Annotated in this window: 22 protein-coding genes; 19 read left to right on the top strand and 3 right to left on the bottom strand. The window is 44.1% G+C overall.

Translation table 11 applies throughout. The features are described 5' to 3' along the window. Nucleotides 1–329: 329 nt before the first annotated feature. Entirely contained in the window at nt 330–2,315 is a 1,986-nt protein-coding gene (locus F0251_RS03220) for an acetoacetate--CoA ligase (RefSeq protein ID WP_171730305.1), read from the bottom strand. A gap of 200 nt (nt 2,316–2,515) precedes the next feature. Here F0251_RS03220 and phhA point away from each other — a divergent pair, with 200 nt between their 5' ends. The 6 genes from phhA to F0251_RS03250 all read left to right on the top strand — a co-directional run bounded on the left by phhA (nt 2,516) and on the right by F0251_RS03250 (nt 6,686). Further along, nucleotides 2,516–3,310: a phenylalanine 4-monooxygenase gene (gene phhA / locus F0251_RS03225; protein WP_171730306.1), complete on the top strand. Its 795-nt coding sequence runs from the start codon at nt 2,516–2,518 to the stop codon at nt 3,308–3,310. After that, nucleotides 3,300–3,638 (top strand): 4a-hydroxytetrahydrobiopterin dehydratase, encoded by a 339-nt coding sequence (locus tag F0251_RS03230; RefSeq protein WP_116871108.1) that lies wholly within the window; start codon nt 3,300–3,302, stop codon nt 3,636–3,638. The genes phhA and F0251_RS03230 overlap by 11 nt, the downstream gene beginning before the upstream one ends. A gap of 143 nt (nt 3,639–3,781) precedes the next feature. Next, nucleotides 3,782–4,882, top strand: a complete 1,101-nt coding sequence (locus tag F0251_RS03235) for a Fic family protein (protein WP_171730307.1) — start codon at nt 3,782–3,784, stop codon at nt 4,880–4,882. A 183-nt stretch (nt 4,883–5,065) separates the two neighbouring features. After that, the gene (locus F0251_RS03240; protein WP_171730308.1) at nt 5,066–5,413 is read left to right on the top strand and encodes a hypothetical protein; all 348 of its coding nucleotides are present in this window, start codon (nt 5,066–5,068) and stop codon (nt 5,411–5,413) included. 250 nt (nt 5,414–5,663) lie between these two features. Then, complete coding sequence (locus F0251_RS03245) at nt 5,664–5,873, top strand: DUF3283 family protein (RefSeq protein ID WP_004736949.1); 210 nt, start codon at nt 5,664–5,666, stop codon at nt 5,871–5,873. A 96-nt stretch (nt 5,874–5,969) separates the two neighbouring features. Next, nucleotides 5,970–6,686 carry a YebC/PmpR family DNA-binding transcriptional regulator gene (locus F0251_RS03250; RefSeq protein WP_017072329.1) on the top strand — a complete coding sequence of 239 codons (717 nt, stop codon included), beginning with the start codon at nt 5,970–5,972 and terminating at the stop codon, nt 6,684–6,686. A gap of 129 nt (nt 6,687–6,815) precedes the next feature. Here F0251_RS03250 and F0251_RS03255 read toward each other — a convergent pair whose 3' ends face one another. After that, entirely contained in the window at nt 6,816–7,046 is a 231-nt protein-coding gene (locus F0251_RS03255; protein ID WP_081324508.1) for a DUF2798 domain-containing protein, read from the bottom strand. 84 nt (nt 7,047–7,130) lie between these two features. Here F0251_RS03255 and F0251_RS03260 point away from each other — a divergent pair, with 84 nt between their 5' ends. The 6 genes from F0251_RS03260 (at nt 7,131) to F0251_RS03285 (ending at nt 13,256) form a co-directional block, all read left to right on the top strand. Continuing rightward, a complete protein-coding gene (locus F0251_RS03260; protein ID WP_171730309.1) occupies nt 7,131–8,030 on the top strand; it encodes a LysR family transcriptional regulator in 900 nt (299 codons plus the stop codon). A 16-nt stretch (nt 8,031–8,046) separates the two neighbouring features. Beyond that, the gene (locus F0251_RS03265) at nt 8,047–8,922 is read left to right on the top strand and encodes an NAD(P)-dependent oxidoreductase (RefSeq protein ID WP_171730310.1); all 876 of its coding nucleotides are present in this window, start codon (nt 8,047–8,049) and stop codon (nt 8,920–8,922) included. Nucleotides 8,923–9,087: 165 nt separating this feature from the next. Beyond that, a complete protein-coding gene (locus F0251_RS03270) occupies nt 9,088–9,660 on the top strand; it encodes a TetR/AcrR family transcriptional regulator (RefSeq protein ID WP_008216855.1) in 573 nt (190 codons plus the stop codon). Nucleotides 9,661–10,109: 449 nt separating this feature from the next. Then, nucleotides 10,110–10,880 (top strand): SDR family NAD(P)-dependent oxidoreductase, encoded by a 771-nt coding sequence (locus F0251_RS03275; RefSeq protein ID WP_010647221.1) that lies wholly within the window; start codon nt 10,110–10,112, stop codon nt 10,878–10,880. 83 nt (nt 10,881–10,963) lie between these two features. Continuing rightward, nucleotides 10,964–11,509 (top strand): OsmC family protein, encoded by a 546-nt coding sequence (locus tag F0251_RS03280; protein WP_032498156.1) that lies wholly within the window; start codon nt 10,964–10,966, stop codon nt 11,507–11,509. Between the two features lie 277 nt (nt 11,510–11,786). Then, complete coding sequence (locus F0251_RS03285; protein WP_116871104.1) at nt 11,787–13,256, top strand: S41 family peptidase; 1,470 nt, start codon at nt 11,787–11,789, stop codon at nt 13,254–13,256. A 165-nt stretch (nt 13,257–13,421) separates the two neighbouring features. Here F0251_RS03285 and F0251_RS03290 read toward each other — a convergent pair whose 3' ends face one another. Further along, entirely contained in the window at nt 13,422–14,231 is an 810-nt protein-coding gene (locus tag F0251_RS03290) for a hypothetical protein (RefSeq protein ID WP_171730311.1), read from the bottom strand. 523 nt (nt 14,232–14,754) lie between these two features. Here F0251_RS03290 and F0251_RS03295 point away from each other — a divergent pair. From F0251_RS03295 to F0251_RS03325, 7 genes are all read left to right on the top strand, one after another. After that, nucleotides 14,755–15,429: a hypothetical protein gene (locus F0251_RS03295; RefSeq protein WP_171730312.1), complete on the top strand. Its 675-nt coding sequence runs from the start codon at nt 14,755–14,757 to the stop codon at nt 15,427–15,429. A gap of 66 nt (nt 15,430–15,495) precedes the next feature. Next, nucleotides 15,496–16,194: an ABC transporter ATP-binding protein gene (locus tag F0251_RS03300; RefSeq protein ID WP_171730313.1), complete on the top strand. Its 699-nt coding sequence runs from the start codon at nt 15,496–15,498 to the stop codon at nt 16,192–16,194. Then, on the top strand, nt 16,182–17,471 hold the full coding sequence (locus tag F0251_RS03305; RefSeq protein WP_171730314.1) for an ABC transporter permease: 1,290 nt from the start codon (nt 16,182–16,184) through the stop codon (nt 17,469–17,471). Before F0251_RS03300 ends, F0251_RS03305 begins: the two co-directional genes overlap by 13 nt. Beyond that, nucleotides 17,464–18,246 (top strand): outer membrane lipoprotein-sorting protein, encoded by a 783-nt coding sequence (locus F0251_RS03310; RefSeq protein ID WP_171730315.1) that lies wholly within the window; start codon nt 17,464–17,466, stop codon nt 18,244–18,246. Before F0251_RS03305 ends, F0251_RS03310 begins: the two co-directional genes overlap by 8 nt. Before the next feature lie 9 nt (nt 18,247–18,255). Continuing rightward, entirely contained in the window at nt 18,256–19,548 is a 1,293-nt protein-coding gene (locus tag F0251_RS03315) for a hypothetical protein (protein ID WP_171730316.1), read from the top strand. Then, the gene (locus F0251_RS03320) at nt 19,548–20,606 is read left to right on the top strand and encodes a sensor histidine kinase (protein WP_116871098.1); all 1,059 of its coding nucleotides are present in this window, start codon (nt 19,548–19,550) and stop codon (nt 20,604–20,606) included. The genes F0251_RS03315 and F0251_RS03320 overlap by 1 nt, the downstream gene beginning before the upstream one ends. Before the next feature lie 50 nt (nt 20,607–20,656). Then, on the top strand, nt 20,657–21,505 hold the full coding sequence (locus F0251_RS03325) for a LytTR family DNA-binding domain-containing protein (RefSeq protein ID WP_116871097.1): 849 nt from the start codon (nt 20,657–20,659) through the stop codon (nt 21,503–21,505). The last annotated feature ends 131 nt before the right edge of the window (nt 21,506–21,636 follow it).

The following is a 21,636-nucleotide window of genomic DNA, read 5'->3' on the forward strand; positions in this document are numbered from 1 at the left end:
GTTCGGTAATCTTAAAATACTGATTCGCTTAAAGAGTTTGGACACAGAGTAAAGTTAGCGATATCACCAAAGAGATGGACTAGCGAACTTAGCCACATAGTTAGAGTTATTGGCCTTAGAAAAAAATTTAAATATCAACTACAAAAGTGAATTGCGAGTACATTTTCTTAATTGGAACGAAGCTGAATTATTTGGGGCAATCTGTTAAAACGGCTTCACTTTGAGTTAAAAAGGCAGATACACCCTGACTATCCTTGTTAAATGTGACCAATATAAAGACGAAAAGCCTTCCACGATGTTCATTCGTGGAGGGCTTTTTTGTTTCAAGTTTAAAGCGAAATCACACGCTTGATCTCATCGAGCACATCCGCATTGGCTATAGCACCGATGTTCTCAACGGGTTTGCCATTTACCACCTGTTTCACTGCCAGCTCTACCAGTTTTCCTGAACGTGTTTTTGGCACGTCGCTGATAGTAAAAATTTGGCTTGGTACATGCCTTGGTGAACAAGAGGATTTGAGCTTGTGCTTAATGGCTGCCAATAGTGTTTCATTTAGAACCACACCTTGCTGCAGTTGAACGAACAACCAGATTTGCTCATTGCGGTCGACATCTTTACCGACGGCGATGGAATCTATGATGCCCTCAATGGTGTTCACTTGTTGGTAGATCTCAGCAGTACCAATACGCACACCTCCAGGGTTGAGCGTAGTGTCACCTCGCCCGTAGAACAGATAACCGCCATGCGCGCTCTGTGCGACTTCGTCACCGTGATGCCATACGTTTTCGAACCTGTCCCAATAAGTGCTGTGATAGCGCTCACCTGTGTCATTCCAGAAGCCAACAGGGAAGTTTGGGAGAGAATTCGTGCACATAAGTTCACCACGTTCGTGATCGACTTTATGGCCCGTTGAATTGAACACCTTAATGTCGACGCCAAGCCCTGCCTGTTGGCATTCGCCGCGATACACCGGCGAGATAGGATTACCTAACACAAAGCATCCGCAAATATCCGTGCCGCCAGAGATAGACGCCAAATGCAGATCTTGTTTGATGTGTTTGTAAACGTAATCAAATTGCTCTGGGTAAAGTACAGACCCCGTTGAGCACAGTGTTCTTAAATAAGGTAGAGAATGACTGTCGATAGGTGAGAGCTCTGCCTTCTCAATCGCTTCTAAATACTTGGCCGATGTACCAAACAGCGACACTTCGGCGCGCTGTGCCAAGTCCCATAGCACATTGGGTTGCGGGTAAACAGGGCTGCCATCAAAGATCACCAAACAAGCACCGCTGGCAAGCGCAGAAACATGCCAGTTCCACATCATCCAACCACAGGTGGTGTAGTAAAAAACGCGATCGTTCGGCTTAACATCGCTGTGCAGTTGATGCTCTTTTAGGTGGTTGATGATGGTGCCGCCAACAGAGTGCACTATGCACTTTGGCTTACCTGTGGTTCCAGAAGAGTAGAGCACAAACAGCGGATCATTGAAGCCGATACGCACAAATCGAACAGGTTGTGGCTGGTAATGATTGATGATGTTGTTCCAGCTTTGCAGCGACACGTCATGCTCAAAATCATTCTTTTTTAAATAGCCGATCTGACACACCTGTTTTAGCTCGCTGAGATGCTCAATGATGGCGCTGTTTTTGTCTGCTATATCAAATGTTTTACCATTGAAAGTGTAACCATCGCAGGTGAATAGCACCTTGGGTTTCACTTGGCCAAAACGCTCAATCACACTCTCAACGCCAAAATCAGGCGAGGTTGACGTCCAAGTCGCCCCTAAGCTGGTGGTTGCGAGCATGGCTATCACGGTTTGTGGTAGGTAGGGCGTATACGCAGCAACCACATCACCTTGCCTTACGCCGCTATCAACAAGCCATTGCTGAACGTTGGACACAGCCTCACATAGGGCTTTCCATGTGTAGCTCTGCTGCTCACCACGCTCATTCTCAAACCAAATTGCGTGCTCGTCAGGCATGGTTTGCGCCAAGCGCAGCAAGTTCTCGGCGTAGTTTACTTGCGCATTCGGAAACCAAGCTGCATCACGATTGGATTTAGGTTGCTGCCAGCGGCTCTCACCTTGCGTTTTGATGTCATCCCCTTGCGAGCCAACCACTCCACAAAACTGCCACACGTTTTGCCAAAACGACTCAGGCTGATCCACCGACCATTGATGGAGTTCGGCGTAGCTTTGTATGCCTCTATCTAGGTTTAAATCAGACAGATTAAGGTTGTCGATAAATCGGGTTAAGTTGGCATCAGCGATACGCTGATCGCTTGGCTGCCAAACTGGCTTGTTGCTTTCGTACATTCCTTTACCTTTAACAAAAACTTAACGATTTCAGTCTGGTATGAAGGTTTTACAAAGTCAAAAGATCAGGGAAATAAGGCTTTGATATATTTATGTAAATAAAATGTTACATAAAGGACTGTTTCGAAAAATAGCGTAAATTTGGTGCTTACAATGAGTGGGGATAGGCTTAAAGGGAGACATTCGAAAGGAGGTACGTAATGACTCAATATCATTCTAAGCCCGTGAGCCAAGAGGGATGGGTTGAGTGGAGCCTCGAAGAAGACGCCATTTGGCACGACTTGGTGAAAAGGCAACTGGACGTCATTGATGATCACGCATGTGAAGCTTATTTGCATGGATTGACGCTGCTTGATCTGCCATTAGACAGAGTCCCTCAACTCCCTGAGATAAACAAAGTTCTAAAGGAAACAACAGGTTGGCAAGTACAGCCCGTACCTGCGTTGATCGATTTCGACCGTTTCTTTGATTTGCTCGCTAATAAGCGATTCCCTGTAGCAACATTTTTGAGAACGCGAGACGAGTTTGATTACCTACAAGAACCAGATTTCTTTCATGAAATTTTTGGTCACTGTGCCATGCTCACTAACCCTGATTTTGCCGCTTTCACTGAGCAATATGGAAAGCTAGGCCAAGCAGCCACCTCTAAACAGCGAGGTTACCTTGCCCGTTTGTATTGGTTTACGGTTGAGTTCGGTTTAGTAAAAGAGGGCGATAGATTGAAAATCTACGGCGGCGGCATTCTCTCTTCTCCAGCAGAAACTAACTATGCGTTGGAAGGAGATATGGCCGTTCGTGAGCGTTTCGATTTACAAACGGTGCTAAGAACCCCTTATCGCATCGACATCATGCAACCGAAATATTATGTGATTAATGATCTGGCTGAGCTATTTCAAATCAGTCAAGAAAACCTGTTACAGCAAGCTGATCTCGCAATTGAAGCGGGGTTACTACCACCACTTTTTGAACCCAAGGAACCGACACATGTTGAATGAATTAAAATGCGAAGCCTGCAGTATTGACGCGATTGCCCTGAGTAAAGATGAGCAGCAGTCTCTTTTGTTGGAGTTGTCTGACTGGCAAATCATGGAAAGAGACGGCATTCCGCAGCTTGAGAAGGTGTACAAATTTAAAAACTACAAGCAAGCATGGGCATTCAGCAACAAAGTGTCAGAGTTGGCAGAAGAAGAGTTCCATCATCCTTCTATCTTGTTGGAGTGGGGCAAAGTCACCGTCACTTGGTGGAGCCACTCAATCAAAGGCCTGCACAAAAATGACTTCATCTGTGCCTCACGCTGCGATGTGTTCTCGGTGAGTGAATAGTCTTTCTGGGCTGGAGAAGTACTTCTCCAGCCTCAATGATTTGAATATCCCATTATTCGGCTCACTTTGTGATTTGAATAATGACCTTAAACACCTCATAATGTGATTTGAATAAGTGATATTTTCGCATCATGGGGCGTAATATGTGGATTTGGCAGCAAGATAATTGGCCAAACTTTGTTTGGGATAATCAGAGAATAGGCGTGAGGTTAAGAGAAGTTCGGCTTAATCAGGGCATTTTATTGGGCAAGATTACCTCTCAATCTGCAGACCAAACGCAAACAATGCTCGATACTTTGCTAGCGAACATTGTCCACTCCAGTGCGATAGAAGGAGAAAAGCTGAATGCCTTCTCTGTTCGTTCTTCTTTAGCCAACAAACTTGGCGTGAGTGAAGAGCGACCTTTTCCTACGACAGAACAAACCGATGGCCTAGCTGAAATTATGTTGGATGCGGTGCAGAACCTAACAGAGCCACTAGCGCTTGATAGGATCTTACATTGGCACGATAGACTGTTTCCTCAAGGCTACACCATGTTTAACCCTGTAGTTGGAGGTCAGCTACGAGGTGACGCTCCGATGCAAGTGGTATCAGGAAGAATTGACCGTCCAACCGTGCACTTTGAAGCGCCTAGCCGAGACATTCTTGATGTTGAGCTAGATACATTTATCACATGGTTTAATGATTCACTTACCGACGCTACACTCGATCCCTTACTTAGAGCTGCGATAACTCACCTTTGGTTTATCACCTTACACCCGCTAGATGATGGTAATGGTCGTATTACTCGATTGTTGACCGACTTGGCGTTAGCACAAGCAGAGAAGCAATCGGTACGTTTCTATGCGATGTCGGTGGGGATACTTGCTAATCGCAAACATTATTACGAGATATTGGAGCGAACCCAGAAAGGGGGACTCGATATCAGCGATTGGTTGATGTGGTTTTTAGATACATTAGACGAGACGTTTACAGGAGTTTTTTCTGAGGTCGACCAAACCGTTTATAAGACCAATTATTGGCGAAGTGTAGATCAAACTAAGCTTACTGTAGAGCAAGTGAAAGTGCTTAATAGAATGCTTGATGGTGATTTTTCTGAAGGTATCAATGCTAGTCAATATAAAAAGGTAGCGAAGGTGAGTAGTGCCACTGCAACACGTCATTTGACCGCTTTGACTGAGAATGGCTGCTTAGTTAAATCTGGTTCTGGTGGCAGAAGCACCCGCTATCTTTTGCCGGAGTAGGGTTTAGGCCTCTGATGCATCTCAGGGCTAGTTCGACCTGCCTATTAGCGACCACATAACTCTGCTCCGCTTTCAATTTCGTGTGTGAGAAATCTATAAATATCAAAAGAATAATGTTATGCAACGGATGTTCTATATTGGTATTATGGATACTTTGATAAGCGTGATTATTCGAGTTAAATTATGCAGTTAGATGAATATATTAAAGAAACGTTAGTGCAGATAGTAAAAGGCGTGAATGATGCTGCTCAAGAGGTGTCTTCGTTAGGTGGCACTGTTAATCCTCATGCAACGTTTATTGATGCTGTTTTTGATGTACACCCTGAAAAGCCGCCAAAGCAAACTATTAAATTTGATATAGCAATCCAAGTAAAAGAAAGCACTGATGTTGATGCTAGCGCAAAAGCCAAATTATCAGTTTTCTCTATCGGAGGCGGTATTAAAAACTTAGATGAATCAAATATTGCTCATAGAGTAACTTTTGAAGTTCCTTTAGACCTCCCTTGCCAAGCTTTTAGTAATGTAGAGTAAGCGTGTTAGTTATGCTGCTGTCTTTCTAAAAATGCGAACCATTGACCATACAAAGATAACATTCCCCCCTACTTTTTATATTGTTATGGCCTCTTTACCCAAACGCACTTTCCAAACCTAGCTTGACCTGCATCAGCGACTTGCTTGGTTTCTTGTCTCATAAATCCTTTCTACTACTCATAGTATTGGTTTTATGAGGCTGCTCTATGATATATTTCTCGGCCAAGTGTATTACAGACGAAGGCGACTAATGTCTATCAACCTTTCACTCCTTCCACCCAGCGAGAAAAACAAAATCGAACTGGATAAGCAGGCATCGTTTCTAGTATGGAAATTGAAGCAGGCTAAATGTGGCCCTGAAGCCATTGTTGAAGAAGCAATGAAGCTCGGTGACCCAGATGAAAAGGCGTGGTTTGAACAGTCTGTAGAAAAATACAAACGAGTAATGGGCGTCGCATAACCGCAGACAAACCTTGCTCAGCAAAGCTGTAGAATTGAAATGACACAGTAATTTGCTAGAATTTGCCCCGTTAATTGAATCAGAGAGAAGATCCCGATGGGAAGAAGTTTTGAAGTGCGCAAAGCCTCAATGGCTAAAACTGCTGGCGCAAAAATTAAAGTTTATTCCAAATACGGTAAAGAAATTTACATGTGTGCGAAGAATGGTGGTTCAGATCCAGATATGAACCTGTCGCTAAAGCACCTTATTGCTAAAGCGAAGAAAGACCAAGTTCCTGCACACGTTATCGACAAAGCGATCGACAAAGCAAACGGCGGCGGTGGTGAAGACTACGCTCCAGCTCGTTACGAAGGCTTTGGCCCAGGCGGCACAAGCGTAATCGTTGACTGTCTAACTGACAACGGCAACCGTACTTTCCAAGACGTTCGCCAATGTTTCGTTAAAACTGGCGCGAAAATCGGTGTTGAAGGTTCTGTTTCTCACATGTTCGCTCACCAAGCTGTATTCCAGTTCAAAGGTGAAGACGACGAGATCATCCTAGAAACACTAATGATGGACGACGTAGACGTAACAGACGTTGAGCTAGAAGATGGTGTAATCACTGTATTCGCTCCAACAACTGAGTTCTTCAAAACGAAGACTGCACTAACTAACGCGTTCCCTGAGCTAGTTCTAGATGTTGAGGAAATCACTTTCGTTCCTCAAACTATGACGCCGGTAGCGGAAGAAGATTCTGAGAAGTTCCAGAAGTTCTTAGACATGCTTGACGACTGTGATGATGTTCAGCAGGTTTACCACAACGCTGAGCTGTAATTTTTACAGTGACAACAGTTAATAAAAAACCGAGCCTAGTGCTCGGTTTTTTTATGCTTTTAGTATTGATCAAGCCTTGATCATCGTTCCGTATTTTTGCCACCAAAGAGCCCGTTTATACAGCACTGATTAGCAAAGCGTGCGCGGGCGACAAATCCACTCAGATAGCTTTCGAACCAAAGGGAGCACTGTCAGGTTCAGCACAATGGCACACGGCCAAGCAAGAAAGAAGCTTTGTAACCAGATTGGCGGCCAATCGTGGCTGAATCCCATCTTATAGCCAGAAATTAACCCAGACATGATGGTTGCCATGGTGAGGGAGGATAAAATCGCGGTTACCCAAAATTGTTTTTTGCTCATATATGTTTCTCCCGTGATTTTCTGTAACTGATGAGATAAGGTTACAACTATCCATTAATGAGAAAAATAGGCATAAATAGAAGTATGAATTCCATATTCGGAAACATTGACGATCTATTCCTGTTTTGTACTGTGGTTGAAGAGGGCTCGTTGCTGTCGGCATCGAAGCGGCTTCAACTGCCTGTGTCGACCATGTCACGCCGGTTAACCGCTTTAGAAGAGCGTTTGAGCATCCGCTTGCTAGAAAAGAAGGGCAGGGAGCTTGTAGCGACGAAAGATGGTGAGGCGGCCTTTGCAGCGCTGAGCAGTGGTATGGAGTCCCTTCATCAAGGCTTTAGTAGCCTGCTTGAAGAGCGCGACGCTATTCAAGGCAAGATAAAACTCGCCGTGCCTCATAATTTCTATAGTGGTTTTCTTCGCCCGACTGTCGAGCAATACCTTACTCAATATCCAAATGTGCAGCTCAATCTGATTTTGAGCCAGCAGCAAGTTGTGCCTCAAACCGATCGCGATTTGTTGATCACATTTCAGATTTCCGACATGGACGGCATGATCGCTCGACCATTGTTTAGAGCGAAACATGGCTTTTTTGCGAGCCAAGCCTATTTAGATTCGCGTGGGCCGATCGTTAAACCGGAAGATCTCGAACATCAAGACTGGATTAACGTTGATGATGTGTTTGATATGCCGCTCTACAAAGCGGGTCACTTGGAACAGATGGTGACGATCAAACCCAAGTTTATTGTGAACGATATTCATGCGGTCGCGGCGGCAGCGCAAAAGGGGCTGGGTATCGCTTCGCTGCCTTTTCGTCATGTGTATCCGGAAATGAATCTGGTTCAAGTGCTCCCTGAGTACCATCGGGGTGATCGCCAAGCGTATTTAGTGTACAAAGAAAGAAAATATCAGCCGAAGGCTTTAACTCTGCTTATTGAGGCGTTAATTAAAAGCGTTCAGTCGTTCCATAGCGATGAGCTGAGTTAAACAAAAGGAGAAAGAAATGAAAGTAAGTTTTATCGGGTTAGGCGTTATGGGTTTCCCAATGGCAGGACACCTAGTCAAAGCCGGTTTCGAGGTAACGGTATTTAACCGTACTCACAGCAAAGCATTGGACTGGGCTGAAAAACACCAAGGTAAAGCCGCTGAGAGCGTTGCTGAGTGTGTGGCAGAAGCTGATGTTGTGTTGGTTTGTGTGGGTAACGATGATGACGTACGCAGCATGACAACCAGCGAAACAGGTGCATTGGCCGCGATGAAGCCAAACGCGATTCTTGTTGATCACACGACAACCTCTGCAATCCTTGCCGAAGAGCTTGAAGTAGCTGCGAAGCAAGCAGGTGTTCGCTTTGTGGATGCACCAGTATCTGGTGGTCAAGCAGGCGCAGAAAACGGTGTGCTAACTATCATGTGTGGTGGTGAGCAAGAGCTATTCAACGACCTTCAACCTGTATTTGAAGCTTACGGTAAATCGTCAGTTCTGATGGGTAAAGTAGGCCAAGGCCAACGCGCGAAAATGGTTAACCAGATCTGCATCGCGGGTGTGTTGAACGGCTTATCTGAAGGCTTAGTGCTTGCTGAGAAATCAGGCTTGGATATCCCAACTCTGGTTGATTGCCTTAAAAACGGCGCTGCTGGTTCGTGGCAGATGGAAAACCGCGCTACGACAATGGCGCAAGACAAGTTTGATTTCGGCTTCGCCATTGACTGGATGATCAAAGACTTAGGTTTCTGCCTAGATGAAGCTGAGCGCCAAGGCATTCAACTTCCATTGACGGAGAAGACCAACAACGCATACAAGGCTCTGTCTGCACAAGGTGAAGGCCGCATGGATACCTCTGTATTGATGAAAGCTGTGGTTGAAGAGACAAAGAATTAGAAAGAAAGAAACTTCGTTTAGATAACTAAAAATAGCCGCTAATCAGTGGCTATTTTTTGCCCACCCACACTCGAACTTTACACCTCTTGGAATTCCATACCTACTGATAGATAGGCGATGCCTGTGAATTATGCTATATTCCCCCCAAATATAGGTGGAATTAATATGAAAGAACTTAATCCAACGGCAGAAAAGATCGTCGATTTAGCTGAAAGTTATATGCAAAGCCGAGGTTTTAATGGCTTCAGTTTTCGCGACATTCAAAATGAGCTTGGGATAAAGACTGCGAGTATCCATTATCATTTCAAAACGAAACAAGACCTGGCTCAAACGGTATTTGAACGTTACCTTGTTAATTACGAAGTAGCGTTAAAGCGGATCGAGAGTCAAGACATCTCTGCAGAAGGTAAAATTGAAGCGTTAGCCGACATTTTTGTTGATGTGCGCGAGAACAACAAACTGTGTCTATGTGGTATGTATGCTTCTGACTTCTATTTTTTGGCGGATGGTTTGGAAAGCCTATTGTCTAAATTTGTTCAAATCAATGAAGACTTTATTCGTAAAAGCATAGAGCAGGGGATTGCGAGTGGACATTTCCGTTCTGGATTAGAAGCGACTCAAGCTGCGAGGCTAATTTTTGTCGCCTTGGAGGGGGGGATTTTACTGTCTCAATTCAAGGACACAGACTATATCCGTTCGGTGAAAGCCAGCTGTTTAAACATTCTGAAGGCGTCATAGTTTATCGCTCAGATTGATACGGCGCGGTATAGCAATCGGCTTTGTAGGAGACATTGTCATCGCGCTGTAGATATGTTGGACGTAGTGCAACCCAAAAGAGATTGTAGTTTTGAAAGCGAGGCTTAGCCCTCGCTTTTTTTATGTCTAAAAACTGATCATTGGACAAAATTCGTAATGGATATGACTCACTAAATGGTGTTGTAGACACTTTTTATGAGACTGACACTCATTTTTATAAAATAATTTAATCATATATATATCTGATAAATAAGAATTTTTATTGGATTGCACTTTACCTACCTATCAGTAGGTAGATGAATTTGTTGACGTGAAACCGATCCGATCTTAAAGTACACCCACTGACGAGGAGATGGTCTCTACTACTCCTCCATTTTTTTGAATAATTAACCTATCTACTAGTAGGTAGGTTTTGAATTAAGGATTTCATTATGTTTAACACATCTTCTATTGCACTAATTGTTGGCGGTTCTTCTGGTATGGGTAAAGCAACAGCAGAGCGACTGCTTAAGTCTGGTGTGCCTGTAATGATTCTCTCTCATGACAAACAGAATCTTGCTGAAGCAAAATTGGATCTGGAATCAACCACGAATGGTCATGTTGAAACTGCTCAGGTTGATTTATACGACCCTTCTGCTGTTCAAAGCTTTATTGAACAGTTAAATGCAGAAAAACGTCACATTGGCTACTTGGTGAATGCGGCTGGTTTCTTCAAACCTGTCGATTTCCTTGAGCATTCTGAGCAAGATTACGACCTTCAGTTAGATATGAACCGTGCTTTCTTCTTCATTACACAAGCCGTTGCGAAAAATATGAAACAACACGGTGGTGGCGCAATTGTAAACATCGGTTCTATGTGGGCACATCAAGCAATTAAAGCAACGCCTTCTTCAGCTTACTCTATGCAGAAAGCGGCACTACATGCACTGACAAAAAACCTGGCCATTGAACTAGGCGACCACGGTGTACGTGTAAACGCTGTGGCTCCAGCAGTCGTGATGTCGACAATTTATAAGTCATTCATCGCTGAAGATGAGATTGAATCTGCACTACAAGGCTTTAACGATTTCCACCCAATCGGTCGAATTGGTTCTACAGACGATGTTGCTGACGCGATTGAATATCTACTATCGAATAAGTCTTCTTGGGTAACGGGCACGATTCTAAATGTCGATGGCGGCGTGATGGCGGGTCGAAACTAAATTACTTGTCGCCTTCCACGCGGTGTGGGAGGCACTACATGAATATTAATCACTATAAACAAGAAATAATTAAAGGATTTAACATGAGTAATGCACCATTAAATGGCCTTAACTTAGAAGACCTATCAGCTTATACGAAAGTTATTACTGATGATGCAACACAAGCGGTATCTGAATACGGCATTGTTGCTGAATGGAAAGGCGGTGTTCATAGCGAAATTCGCACGTTGAACCAAAAGGTAGGTGGAACAGAAATCGTTAAAGATTTTACTTTCGACGTGGGGGAACCAGAAGAGCTTCTTGGCAATAACGCATACCCTACGCCACAAGATTACCTGTTGGGTGGCATGGCTGGCTGTATGATGGTTGGTTTTGTTGCAGGCGCCAGTGCCCGCGGCATTCGTTTAGAGTCTGTAAAGTTGACCATCAAAGGTGCTTTGGATCTTCGTGGGTTCTTGAATGTAGCAGAAGAAGCTCCGGTTGGCTTCGAAGAGATCCAATTTCAGTTTGAAGTTCAAGGTGATGGTACTCAAGCTGATTACGATGAAGTTATTGCTGGGGTCCAACAATTCTCTCCGAATTACCGAACAATCAGTGATGCCGTTAAAGTATCAGCGATTGTGGCTTAATTAAACGATTTTATTTAATTAGCTAAAAATATAGAAACCTTTTTTAATTTATGCACTGCCACTGCTTTGAGCCTATATTTTAATATAGGCTCTTTTTTATTCTAAACCCTCTAAATTAGTCAGGTTTAAATTAGGTTTCTTTAAATTTGATAATGTTAATTTATTTCATTCTAATTAATGATGTAATAGGCTTAGTTACATAAAATATACATATACCTACACTGATTATCATTAAATTAATTTATCATTTTTAACTTCAGTATAGTGGAGTAATAAAATGAAACCTCTTAAATATGTGATGACACTTGCTTTAATTCAAGGCTCATTCGCATGTCATAGCGAACAAGTTAAAAAAGACCAGACCCATGATATTAATGGGGTTTGGTTTAGCCAACGAGACGGCGAAATTAAAGTTATCGAAAATGAGACTACAAGAACAATACAAGTGGTTAATAGCACTTGTTATGAAGTGTCTAACTCTCTGAGTTATGGCACAGAGTTGAGTTATGAAGCGATAAAACAGCATTCCATTCGTCAAGATAATCAATTGATTCTTAATATTCTTCGACCTAGACCTTTTACTTATACTTTAGTTAGCAATATCAATGATGTATGTACTGAAGGTCTTGGCCACTCTATGGTTCGCGATGGTTACTTTGATTTTGATGCTCAATCGATGTTCGATATATATTGGCAAGATATGAACAACCACTATGCCTTTTTTGATGAACGTAACATTGACTGGGATGAGGTTTATGATAAATATTATGATGACTTATACGGTGCAGACGACGAACAGTTAATTAATGTATTCGATGAAATACTGCGTCACTTAAAGGATGATCATAGTTCTATTTCTATCCCTTCAAAAGAGTTGCAGATATGGTATAGCAATAAAGCCACCTTGGAACAACAATTGGAGTTGGAAGCTGACCAGTTAAATATTCCTGAATCAGAAAAAGAAAGCTACATAACCAGTCAGAAGGATAAAATTACGCTCAATATCATGAAGTATTTGTTTGAACATGAACAGGAAGGTTTTAAAAAACGAGCTTCTCGTGAGAGCAAGGAACATCGTCTTAACTGGGGCATCATTGATAATAAGGGCATACCGACTGGATACTTAAGAATTGGCGACTTCATGAGCTATATCGATGAAGGTTTAATAACAGAGACTCCTAAACGAAACACAGATAAAGCTCATCGTCAGTTTGAAGAATTAGTGACTAAAATTTTAACGCAGCTTAATGATACCCAGTCGTTGATTATCGATATCCGTGAAAATGAGGGTGGGCTTGATATGCAAGGTCTATGGTTATTGCAGCATTTGATTGAAGAGCAGCAGTTAGCTTGGCATGTTAGCTCTTACTTCAAAGGTGAATTCAGTCATGATGTCGATGTCACGATGACTCCGAGCGATGGTATTTCATATACAAAACCGATTGTACTTTTGAGCTCTTTTGGAACGGTTAGTGCAGCAGAGACATTCGCATCGGCGATGAAGACGCTCCCTCACGTGACCATCGTTGGTGAATCGACATCAGGCGCCACCTCAGATGCGTTTGGCAGAATGCTGCCTAATGGCTGGGAGTATTCATTAAGTAATTTATATTATAAGAATCGCGACCTTGAAAACCATGAAGTCACAGGGGTACAGCCAGATCACGTGGTTAGAAACTTTGTGTTAGAAGATCGTCAGCAAGGCCGAGATGTTGCGCTCGAAAAAGCATTGTCATTACTTTATTAAGGCTAACGAGTGCTTAGTTAGAGTGTCACTTGGATAACGAAAAATAGCCGCTGATTAGCGGCTATTTTTGTATGGCTTGTATAAATCCAGACAAGCCTATCGATGGTTATGTATACCCGAGTCGTTCGGTACACATAGTGCTCTTAATCAGGTTTTAGCTAGAGACTAATCTAGGTTAACACGCTCAAATTTGACAGTGTGGCCACCGGTGTTTTGACTTGATTCTGTTGCGTAATACAGAGATACCTTACCATTTGAATGAAGGTAGAACTCTTCACCTGTATTCACTTGAAGCGTCGAATTTTCAGAATTTCGAGAATCAATGTAGTTGATCGATACTGCGGTGATAGCATTTCCGTTTTCATCGGTTGCGCTTCCCGTCGCCGAAACTCGATACGTCGTATCCGCATCAATAAAATGTGATAGAGGCTGAGCGTTGCCTACAAGAATATTGTGATCAGACGCGCTAACAGCGACACCTTCTTGAACAGGTAAACCGCAGAATCTTGCTGTTACTTTGATTACTTCGATGGTTTCATTTGAACCTGTGCGACCTAAGCCAAGATTCAGCTTTCCGTCAACTAAACGTGAAAAATAACGGTCACTGTTTAGATTCATGTGAAGTTCAATTCTACCAGCGTTATTCGAACCGCCGCTTGCTCCACTCTCTCCCTCAAGGATACCTGAAATCGACATTGCTTCTGTAGTGTGGTTAGCCAACAGAACCTCAACTGAAAAGCCTCGTGGATTTTCAATCTTGTCGTAGCCGAAGTCAAAATCAAACTTTTCGATTTCATTCCATGCACTGGTGTTGTAGTTAATAAGGAGTGGTTTATTTGGCTCGATGACACTTTCTAACCACTGAGAGCCATCGGTTTCTCCAAAGTAACAGCCGCTGCTAGCCATTGACTGAGTTGATGTCATTACTAATGCACTGGTGATAGCTGCGATAACTGATTTGTTAATTAAATTCATTTTGTTCTCATTGAATTGTTATAAAACTAGCCATTGGTCAGAACGACCGACGTACATGAATTGTCGCTATTAAAGCATTGATTAAATAACCTTCCGGTTTTTTGTTTATTTAAATCAATAACTTATAATGACTCATTTTCGGTTCGTACCCTACATCAGTATTGGTTATGAAATCAAGCTAATACCACAATAAATAAGTCGAGGTTATCTATCATTCTTGTGGGTTATCATTTGGCTGGTTAAAGTATGTACTAAAGTCTCTTAAATTGTTCTAACTAGCTTTATAAAGGGCTAAATTATTTGGGTTAATTGAAATGGCCAGTTAACAAACAGTGCAGCATGATGGTGACTAAACTTGAATCTTTCTTTGCAGAAAAGGGTAATTACTCCTACCTCTAACTTCCCCACTCACGCCTTCACTCAACCATTCACTCCTCATTATTACCATTCGTCGCATTGATAAAACGGCGTGACAGTTTGTGGTTAACCTTTCAACGTCAACATTTGAAAGGGATTACACATCATGACTGCTTCAAACACTTCAAACTCATTTACTGCTCTGTTTCGTCGTTCACTTTTAATTGGGTTAGCTTCAATCGCTCCTACGCTGGCGCTAGCTAATCCAAGTTCAGATGTGCTGGATATTTACAACCAAGCCGCGCAAGGCAATGAAGAGCTGGTCGAGGTGGCTTATGAGCGCCTCAATGACACGCTGCAACAAGACGGCGCGACACCACTGACTTTGGTTTATCTAGGCAGCACAGAAACCTTAATGGGGCGTGATGCGTTCTTACCTTGGAATAAGATGAAGTATGTCGAAAAGGGCTTATCGACCATAGATAAATCATTGGGGCAGCTTAAAGACGAAGACCAACCCATTCATGTGCAACCTCGTGTTCAAGGGCTACCAGATTCTTACCTGACTCGCGCCATGGCCGCGGTGACTTACACCTCTCTACCTGACATGTTTAACCACTTTGATCGCGGTTACGACCTGTTTCTCTCGCTACTCTCGGAAGATGAATTTCAACAACAGCACTTCTCAGCAACCTCATGGATTTATCGCTACGCAATTACCGCTTCGATTCGTGCTGAAGACTTAACGCAAGCACAAACTTGGTTAAAACACATGGAAATGGCTGATGCCGACAACATCGAAACGATAACTGCGAAGGCCCTAATAGTGAAAGCCAAGTAATAGTTGCGAAAGCGAAATAAAGGGCATGGAAGCTGAATAGTTGGTTAGTAATCAGAGGAAAACGGGATGATTGAATTTAAAAAAATCGGCAAGTCATATCTCACGGGTGGACAAAGTGTAGACGCACTCAAGGGAGTTGATGGGCAGATCAGACGTGGTGAAATGGTGGCACTGTGCGGCCCGTCGGGATCGGGGAAAAGTACACTTTTGAATATTCTTGGTTTGTTGGATATGGACTATCGAGGTGAGATAAATATTGCTGGCAAAGCGTATCCAACAGAGCAGATTGCTGCTGCGCGTTTTCGCCGCCAGTCGTTGGGTTTTGTGTTTCAGCGCTTCAACCTGGTTCCTGTGATGACTGCGCTTGAGAACGTCTCTTACCCGTTGATGTTGAACCAATGCACGAAGCAAGAACAGCAGACCAGAGCCCAAGATATATTAGAGCGTGTTGGGCTAGGGGAGTACATCCATCACCGCCCAGATAACCTTTCAGGCGGTCAGCAGCAACGTGTCGCGATAGCCAGAGCATTGGTCCACAGCCCAAGCCTAGTGATTGCCGATGAGCCGACTGCCAGCTTAGACAGCTACACAGCCAACTTGGTGATCGACATTATGAAAGAGCTCGGTCATGAGATGGGTACCACATTTATCGTCGCAACGCACGACCCAAGGATGGCGCAGCGCTGTGACCGAGTGATTGAACTTATCGATGGACAACTGTCATCACAAGTCGAAGCAATGGAGGCGATCTCATGGGCAAGTTAACGCAAGGCTTTAGATCCGTTTTAATTCCAACTTCGGTGCGTTTGGCGTGGCTCAATCTATTGAGAAATGGCCGACGTAGTCTGCTTTCGGTGTTGATCATCGCGATTGCCGTGTTTGCGTTGACTAGCGCGGGCGGTTATGGACTTTACACCTACGAATCTTTGAGAGAATCAACCGCGCGAGATACTGGTCACCTTACATTGAGCACGCCAGGTTACTTTGAACAAGACGAAGATATGCCGCTGAGTAATGGTTTAGATAATGTTAAAGCGCTCACTAAGAGCATTATTGGCGATAGCGACGTACGTGGTGTGCAGCCACGAGTTTACTTTAGTGGTTTGGTGTCTAACGGAAGCAAGTCGACCATCTTTATGGGAACAGGTGTTAATGAGCGCGAGTTTGACATGAAAGGACCTTTCCTTGATGTGCGCAGCGGTCAAACCCTATCTGATGTGAAATCACCAAGATACGACAGCCAAGAGCCACAAGTGATGCTCGGAACTGACCTTGCTCGCAATCTCAAAGTGGCCGTTGGTGATTGGGTCACACTGCTTGCTACCACCAGTGATGGTGCATTGAATGCCTTTGATTTTAAGGTGCAGGGTATCTATTCGACTGGTGTGCCTGAGTTGGACAAACGTCAGTTGTACGTACACATCACCACCGCACAAGAGCTTTTAGCGTCAGATAAAGTCAGCACCTTGTCGGTATTTCTTTTTGAAACCAATAAGACTTCGACGGTTCAACAACGCATCCAATTGGCTTTGGATAAGCAAGTTGATCAACAAGGCTCAGAGATTGAGATCACCCCATGGCAAGATCGCGCCTTTTTCTACACCAAGGTTAAAGACCTTTACGATCGTATCTTCGGCATCATGGGGGCAGTGATGGCATTGGTCGTGTTTGTGTCGCTGTTCAACACCATGACCATGTCGGTGACGGAACGTACTCGTGAAATCGGCACCTTATCGGCACTCGGCAGTTACCCATCTGAAATCGTGGCGGGTTTTCTAAAAGAGGCGGGCTTACTGGCGGTGATTGGCAGTGCGATAGGCGCATTAGTGAGTGGTTTAGTGTCGGTGTTATTGCTGGTGATTGATGTGCAAATGCCACCACCTCCGGGGCGAACCGAAGGTTACCCACTCAATATTTATTTCTCATTGGAATTGGTTGGTTACGCTACTTTGGGTGTGCTGACGATCTGTTTGCTGGCTGCTTATTTCTCTGCTCGCAAAGGCGTAAATAAGCCAATCACGGAGGCGCTGGTTTATGTATAAATTTACTCGTTCACTCACTGTTTTAGGTTCTGCGTTGGCCTTGGCTCTAGTATCAGCACCAAGCTGGGCTATCGATTCACAGCAAGTTACCGAGATGATTGCTAAGGCAGACAGCTACCGTTTGAACAGCGAACAGGCGTCGAAAGTGGTGTCTCTGGTCACGCTATATCAAGACGAGCAACTAGACAAAACCCGCGAATACAACGTCTACACAAGACCAAACCGAGAGTCGCTGGTTGTGTTCAAGTCGGCGGTCGAGGCGGGTCAAAAGATGCTGATGATAGAGGACAACTATTGGTTACTGATGCCGAAATCTCGCCGTCCAATTCGTATCACCCCGATGCAAAAATTGCTTGGCGAAGCTTCGGTAGGGGACATTTCGACGCTCACTTGGAGCGAAGATTACCAAGGTAAGTGGGTTGCCGAGCAACAGGTTGAGAGGTCGACTGGCGAGACACTCGATACTTATCATCTAAAGCTAACGGCGAAAACCAAGGGTGCCAGCTATCAATCAATTGATTTGTGGTTAACGGCAGACCGAGCGTTTCCTGTTAAAGCGGATCTGTATCTGCGTTCAGGTAAGTTAGCCAAGCAAGCTTGGTTTACTGAAGGCGTGCGAGATGGCTTGCCAAGTGTAGTTTCGATGACTTTGCTCGATAAGATTCAACCAAGTAAGAAAACCGTGATTGAGTACCGCGAGGTAAGCGAACAAGCTTTAGCGGACAAATACTACAACCCTGCTTACTTATCACGTAATAGTGTGTCTGGGCTTTAGGTGGGTGCCATGAAAGCTTCTAGTCGTCGATTCCACATCAAGCCTTTAATCGTTACTTTCCTTGTGCTGCCTTGTATGAGTAATACGACTCAAGCGGACGATCTGAGCCTAGCGTGGGACTGGCAACTGAGTGCTGAAGCTGTTGAATCGCGAGAATCGCCATTTAGCCCTTTCGAATCTGACAACCGTCAGTCACTCAATGGCTTGCTGGATCTTGAAGTTGGATATGGCAATTGGCTGGGCCTTTTTGCAGTGAAAGCCAATGACATTTTGACTAATGCTCCTCAAGACCAAGACGCGAGCTTTGAATCGGAATTCATTGTACGCGAGTTGTTTTGGCAAGGTGGTGTTGAACTGTCTAATTCAGCGTTCGGTGATCACTACCTCGATGTCACGCTCGGCAAGGTTCGCTTAGATTGGGGCGTTGGTTATGGCTACCGACCTTTAGACATCATCAAACCTTACCGACAAAATCCAGTGGGCATTGTCGCAGAAGAGGGCGCAGGTGTGGCTTCAGCGTCATTGTTCGATATGACGGGCGAATGGACACTGCTTTACAGCGATTCATCATGGACTTCCCAAGATGTGAATCAATTCGAAAAGCAGAATCAGCAACAAGGGGTTGGCTTACGTCGTTACAATTTAGTAGGCGATCACGAATATCAATGGGTCGCTTATTACGACGATGTACGCCACGGTTTGTTTGGAGCAAGCTTGGTGTCGGTATTAAACCTCGCGTGGGAGTTTCACGGTTCGTTGGTTTATCAGCGACAAAGTTTGGGTTACAGCCAGCCCAACTCACTGCTTGAACCGGTTTATCTACAAGAGCAGGGCGAGGCTTACCAAGCCTTAGTCGGACTGACATGGGCCAACGAGACGGGCCACAATGTGGTACTGGAATACTGGTTTGATAGCCACGCTTGGAGTGATTCTGAGTGGCAAAGTGCTTTAGTGAATGCGGAATCTTTATCTCTTAATCCCATGACAACATCGTTGGCGGGCTCTTATGCTCAAGGTTATCAACACGCTAATTTGGTTCAACACAATCTCATGTTTCACTGGTCTTTGGACTCGGCACATGGCTGGCTTGAAGATATTACGCCTACATTTGATGTCATGCTGTCTCCACAGGACGGTGGCTTTATTGCTACGCAGTGGCTTAATTATCAGGCTTTCGATAATGGTGATTCATCGTTGGAATTGGAACTTGCTGCACGCTTTCTAGGCGGTAAAAGTGATTCTGCTTACGCCAACTTACCGGATAGTCATATGATTCTTTTAAATATCAAAGGACGATTTTAATGGACACTTCTTCAAACAGTCGCTTTTCATGGATTAAAAGCTTCGCGTTCACTACGCTATTTTGCGTTCTTATTGCAATTACAACCAATACGATTTGGGGAGGCGGGTTTACGCTCAACTTGGCCATCAGCTTCGGCTTTGGCTACAGCGCAGTTGGCTCTTCGTTTGTGTTGGTTGAACTATTCAAAAGGAAATCAAAGGCATTTGATGTAGGGGTATCAATGGTGATTGCAATGACCATTGGTACCTTGAATGCACACTATTGGTTGAACGGCTTTTTCGGCTCTAACCTTTCCGATCTTAAGTCTGTGATGCTGCTTGGTGTGATCTTCTGTTCCGTTTGTTATTACTATTTCTACACAAGAGAGCAGCAGCTACGTGCCGATAATGAATTAGAGGTGGCTAAGCGTCGCCAAGCTGATCAAGAAAAGGTGGTCGTACTTAGCCAGTTAAAGCAGCTGCAAAGCCAAATTGAGCCGCACTTTTTGTTCAACACTCTTGCGACCATCAATGTATTGATTGAGAGTGACAGCGCCAAAGCTAAGTTGATGCTTGAAAAACTGACTGACTTGTTACGTGTGACCCTCAAGAACAGTCGTACTGAGCAATCGAACATAGCTCAAGAGGTCGATTTGCTAGACGCGTATCTCAATATCCAGAAGATACGTTTGGGTGAGCGCTTAACGTTCTCGATTGAAACCAATGACATCAGCGTTCAGCAAGTGATTCCACCTTTCTTGATTCAACCTTTGGTTGAGAATGCATTAACACACGGCATCGAGCCCAAGGCTGCTGGTGGTGAAGTCAATATCCGAATTGTTCAACAAGATGATCAGATGAAAATTGAAGTATCAGACAGTGGCGTGGGGCTAACAGCACCGTCTATTGCTACTGGCCATGGTGTTGGATTGAGTAATATTCGTCAGCGTATTGCTACCCTATACGGAGATAAGGCGAGCCTGACGATCACAGAGCAAGCGACTGGTGGCGTGGTGTCGACTATCTTGTTGCCGCTCATCAGCGAAACTAGCTCCGAGAATGCAGATCTGAAACTCTAAGTACTGTTAAGAAAACAGACGATTTACAGTGTGAATTTAAAGGAAGAATAATGATCAACTCAGGACTAAAGCCCAGCGTGACGGCAATTATTGCAGACGATGAAGCACTGTTAAGACATCACTTGGATAAGAGTCTTGCTGAGGTTTGGCCTGAGCTAGAGATTATCAGCAAGGCCAAAAATGGGACAGAGGCTATGCAGAGTATTCAGCAGCTACAACCTGATGTCGCCTTTCTTGATATTCGCATGCCAGAGCTTGATGGTATTTCGCTAGCCAAACAACTGAACAAACTTACATCACCACCGCTAGTGGTCTTCATAACGGCTTACGACGAGTATGCGGTTAAAGCTTTTGAGCACAATGCGATAGATTACCTACTCAAGCCAATCAATGAAGAGCGACTGCTTGCTACCTGTCAGAAGATTCAAGCGCGCTTATCAAGTAATCAAACACAGTCCGGTCACATGCCAGAACAACCCGACATCGCAGCACTCATGAGTCAACTTCAGCAACTGTCACAATCGGCGTCACAGCAAACGCAGCCTCCTTATCTGTCGCAGAAAAAGTATCTCACGTGGCTCAAAGCCAGTGTTAGGGAAGACATTCACTTGATCGCTGTTGATGATGTGGCGTATTTCAAAGCAGAAGATAAGTACGTATCGATATTCAAGAAAGGGCACGGCGGGCTATTAGAGGAGTTTATTCTTCGTGTATCTCTAAAAGAGTTACTCGCTCAACTTAATCCGGATGAGTTTTGGCAGATCCATCGTTCAGTGGTGGTGAAAGTGTCGGCCATTGATAAGGTCAAAAAAGGACTATCCGGCCAGATGTCGGCGTATGTATCTGGTGAGAAGCTGCCAATCAGCCGTGCCTCACAAGCTCTGTTTAAAGGCATGTAGAGAAGTGGTTTAAAAGTATGTAACGATCTCGCAAATCGCATGGTGATTTATAAAATGTAGATCAAAATCACAAAGATACTCACTCGGTTCAATATTAAATAATAATCGTTAGCTCAATCTGTATATTGTCA

It is taken from the genome of Vibrio sp. 070316B, assembly GCF_013114115.1.
Taxonomy (GTDB): domain Bacteria; phylum Pseudomonadota; class Gammaproteobacteria; order Enterobacterales; family Vibrionaceae; genus Vibrio; species Vibrio chagasii_B.

Excerpts from the sequence above, each read along its gene's own strand:
- F0251_RS03220 (WP_171730305.1), bottom strand. The coding sequence starts at position 2,315 with ATGTACGAAAGCAACAAGCCAGTTTGGCAGCCAAGCGATCAGCGTATC.
- phhA (WP_171730306.1), top strand. The coding sequence starts at position 2,516 with ATGACTCAATATCATTCTAAGCCCGTGAGCCAAGAGGGATGGGTTGAG.
- F0251_RS03230 (WP_116871108.1), top strand. The coding sequence starts at position 3,300 with ATGTTGAATGAATTAAAATGCGAAGCCTGCAGTATTGACGCGATTGCC.
- F0251_RS03235 (WP_171730307.1), top strand. The coding sequence starts at position 3,782 with ATGTGGATTTGGCAGCAAGATAATTGGCCAAACTTTGTTTGGGATAAT.
- F0251_RS03240 (WP_171730308.1), top strand. The coding sequence starts at position 5,066 with ATGCAGTTAGATGAATATATTAAAGAAACGTTAGTGCAGATAGTAAAA.
- F0251_RS03245 (WP_004736949.1), top strand. The coding sequence starts at position 5,664 with ATGTCTATCAACCTTTCACTCCTTCCACCCAGCGAGAAAAACAAAATC.
- F0251_RS03250 (WP_017072329.1), top strand. The coding sequence starts at position 5,970 with ATGGGAAGAAGTTTTGAAGTGCGCAAAGCCTCAATGGCTAAAACTGCT.
- F0251_RS03255 (WP_081324508.1), bottom strand. The coding sequence starts at position 7,046 with ATGAGCAAAAAACAATTTTGGGTAACCGCGATTTTATCCTCCCTCACC.
- F0251_RS03260 (WP_171730309.1), top strand. The coding sequence starts at position 7,131 with ATGAATTCCATATTCGGAAACATTGACGATCTATTCCTGTTTTGTACT.
- F0251_RS03265 (WP_171730310.1), top strand. The coding sequence starts at position 8,047 with ATGAAAGTAAGTTTTATCGGGTTAGGCGTTATGGGTTTCCCAATGGCA.
- F0251_RS03270 (WP_008216855.1), top strand. The coding sequence starts at position 9,088 with ATGAAAGAACTTAATCCAACGGCAGAAAAGATCGTCGATTTAGCTGAA.
- F0251_RS03275 (WP_010647221.1), top strand. The coding sequence starts at position 10,110 with ATGTTTAACACATCTTCTATTGCACTAATTGTTGGCGGTTCTTCTGGT.
- F0251_RS03280 (WP_032498156.1), top strand. The coding sequence starts at position 10,964 with ATGAGTAATGCACCATTAAATGGCCTTAACTTAGAAGACCTATCAGCT.
- F0251_RS03285 (WP_116871104.1), top strand. The coding sequence starts at position 11,787 with ATGAAACCTCTTAAATATGTGATGACACTTGCTTTAATTCAAGGCTCA.
- F0251_RS03290 (WP_171730311.1), bottom strand. The coding sequence starts at position 14,231 with ATGAATTTAATTAACAAATCAGTTATCGCAGCTATCACCAGTGCATTA.
- F0251_RS03295 (WP_171730312.1), top strand. The coding sequence starts at position 14,755 with ATGACTGCTTCAAACACTTCAAACTCATTTACTGCTCTGTTTCGTCGT.
- F0251_RS03300 (WP_171730313.1), top strand. The coding sequence starts at position 15,496 with ATGATTGAATTTAAAAAAATCGGCAAGTCATATCTCACGGGTGGACAA.
- F0251_RS03305 (WP_171730314.1), top strand. The coding sequence starts at position 16,182 with ATGGGCAAGTTAACGCAAGGCTTTAGATCCGTTTTAATTCCAACTTCG.
- F0251_RS03310 (WP_171730315.1), top strand. The coding sequence starts at position 17,464 with ATGTATAAATTTACTCGTTCACTCACTGTTTTAGGTTCTGCGTTGGCC.
- F0251_RS03315 (WP_171730316.1), top strand. The coding sequence starts at position 18,256 with ATGAAAGCTTCTAGTCGTCGATTCCACATCAAGCCTTTAATCGTTACT.
- F0251_RS03320 (WP_116871098.1), top strand. The coding sequence starts at position 19,548 with ATGGACACTTCTTCAAACAGTCGCTTTTCATGGATTAAAAGCTTCGCG.
- F0251_RS03325 (WP_116871097.1), top strand. The coding sequence starts at position 20,657 with ATGATCAACTCAGGACTAAAGCCCAGCGTGACGGCAATTATTGCAGAC.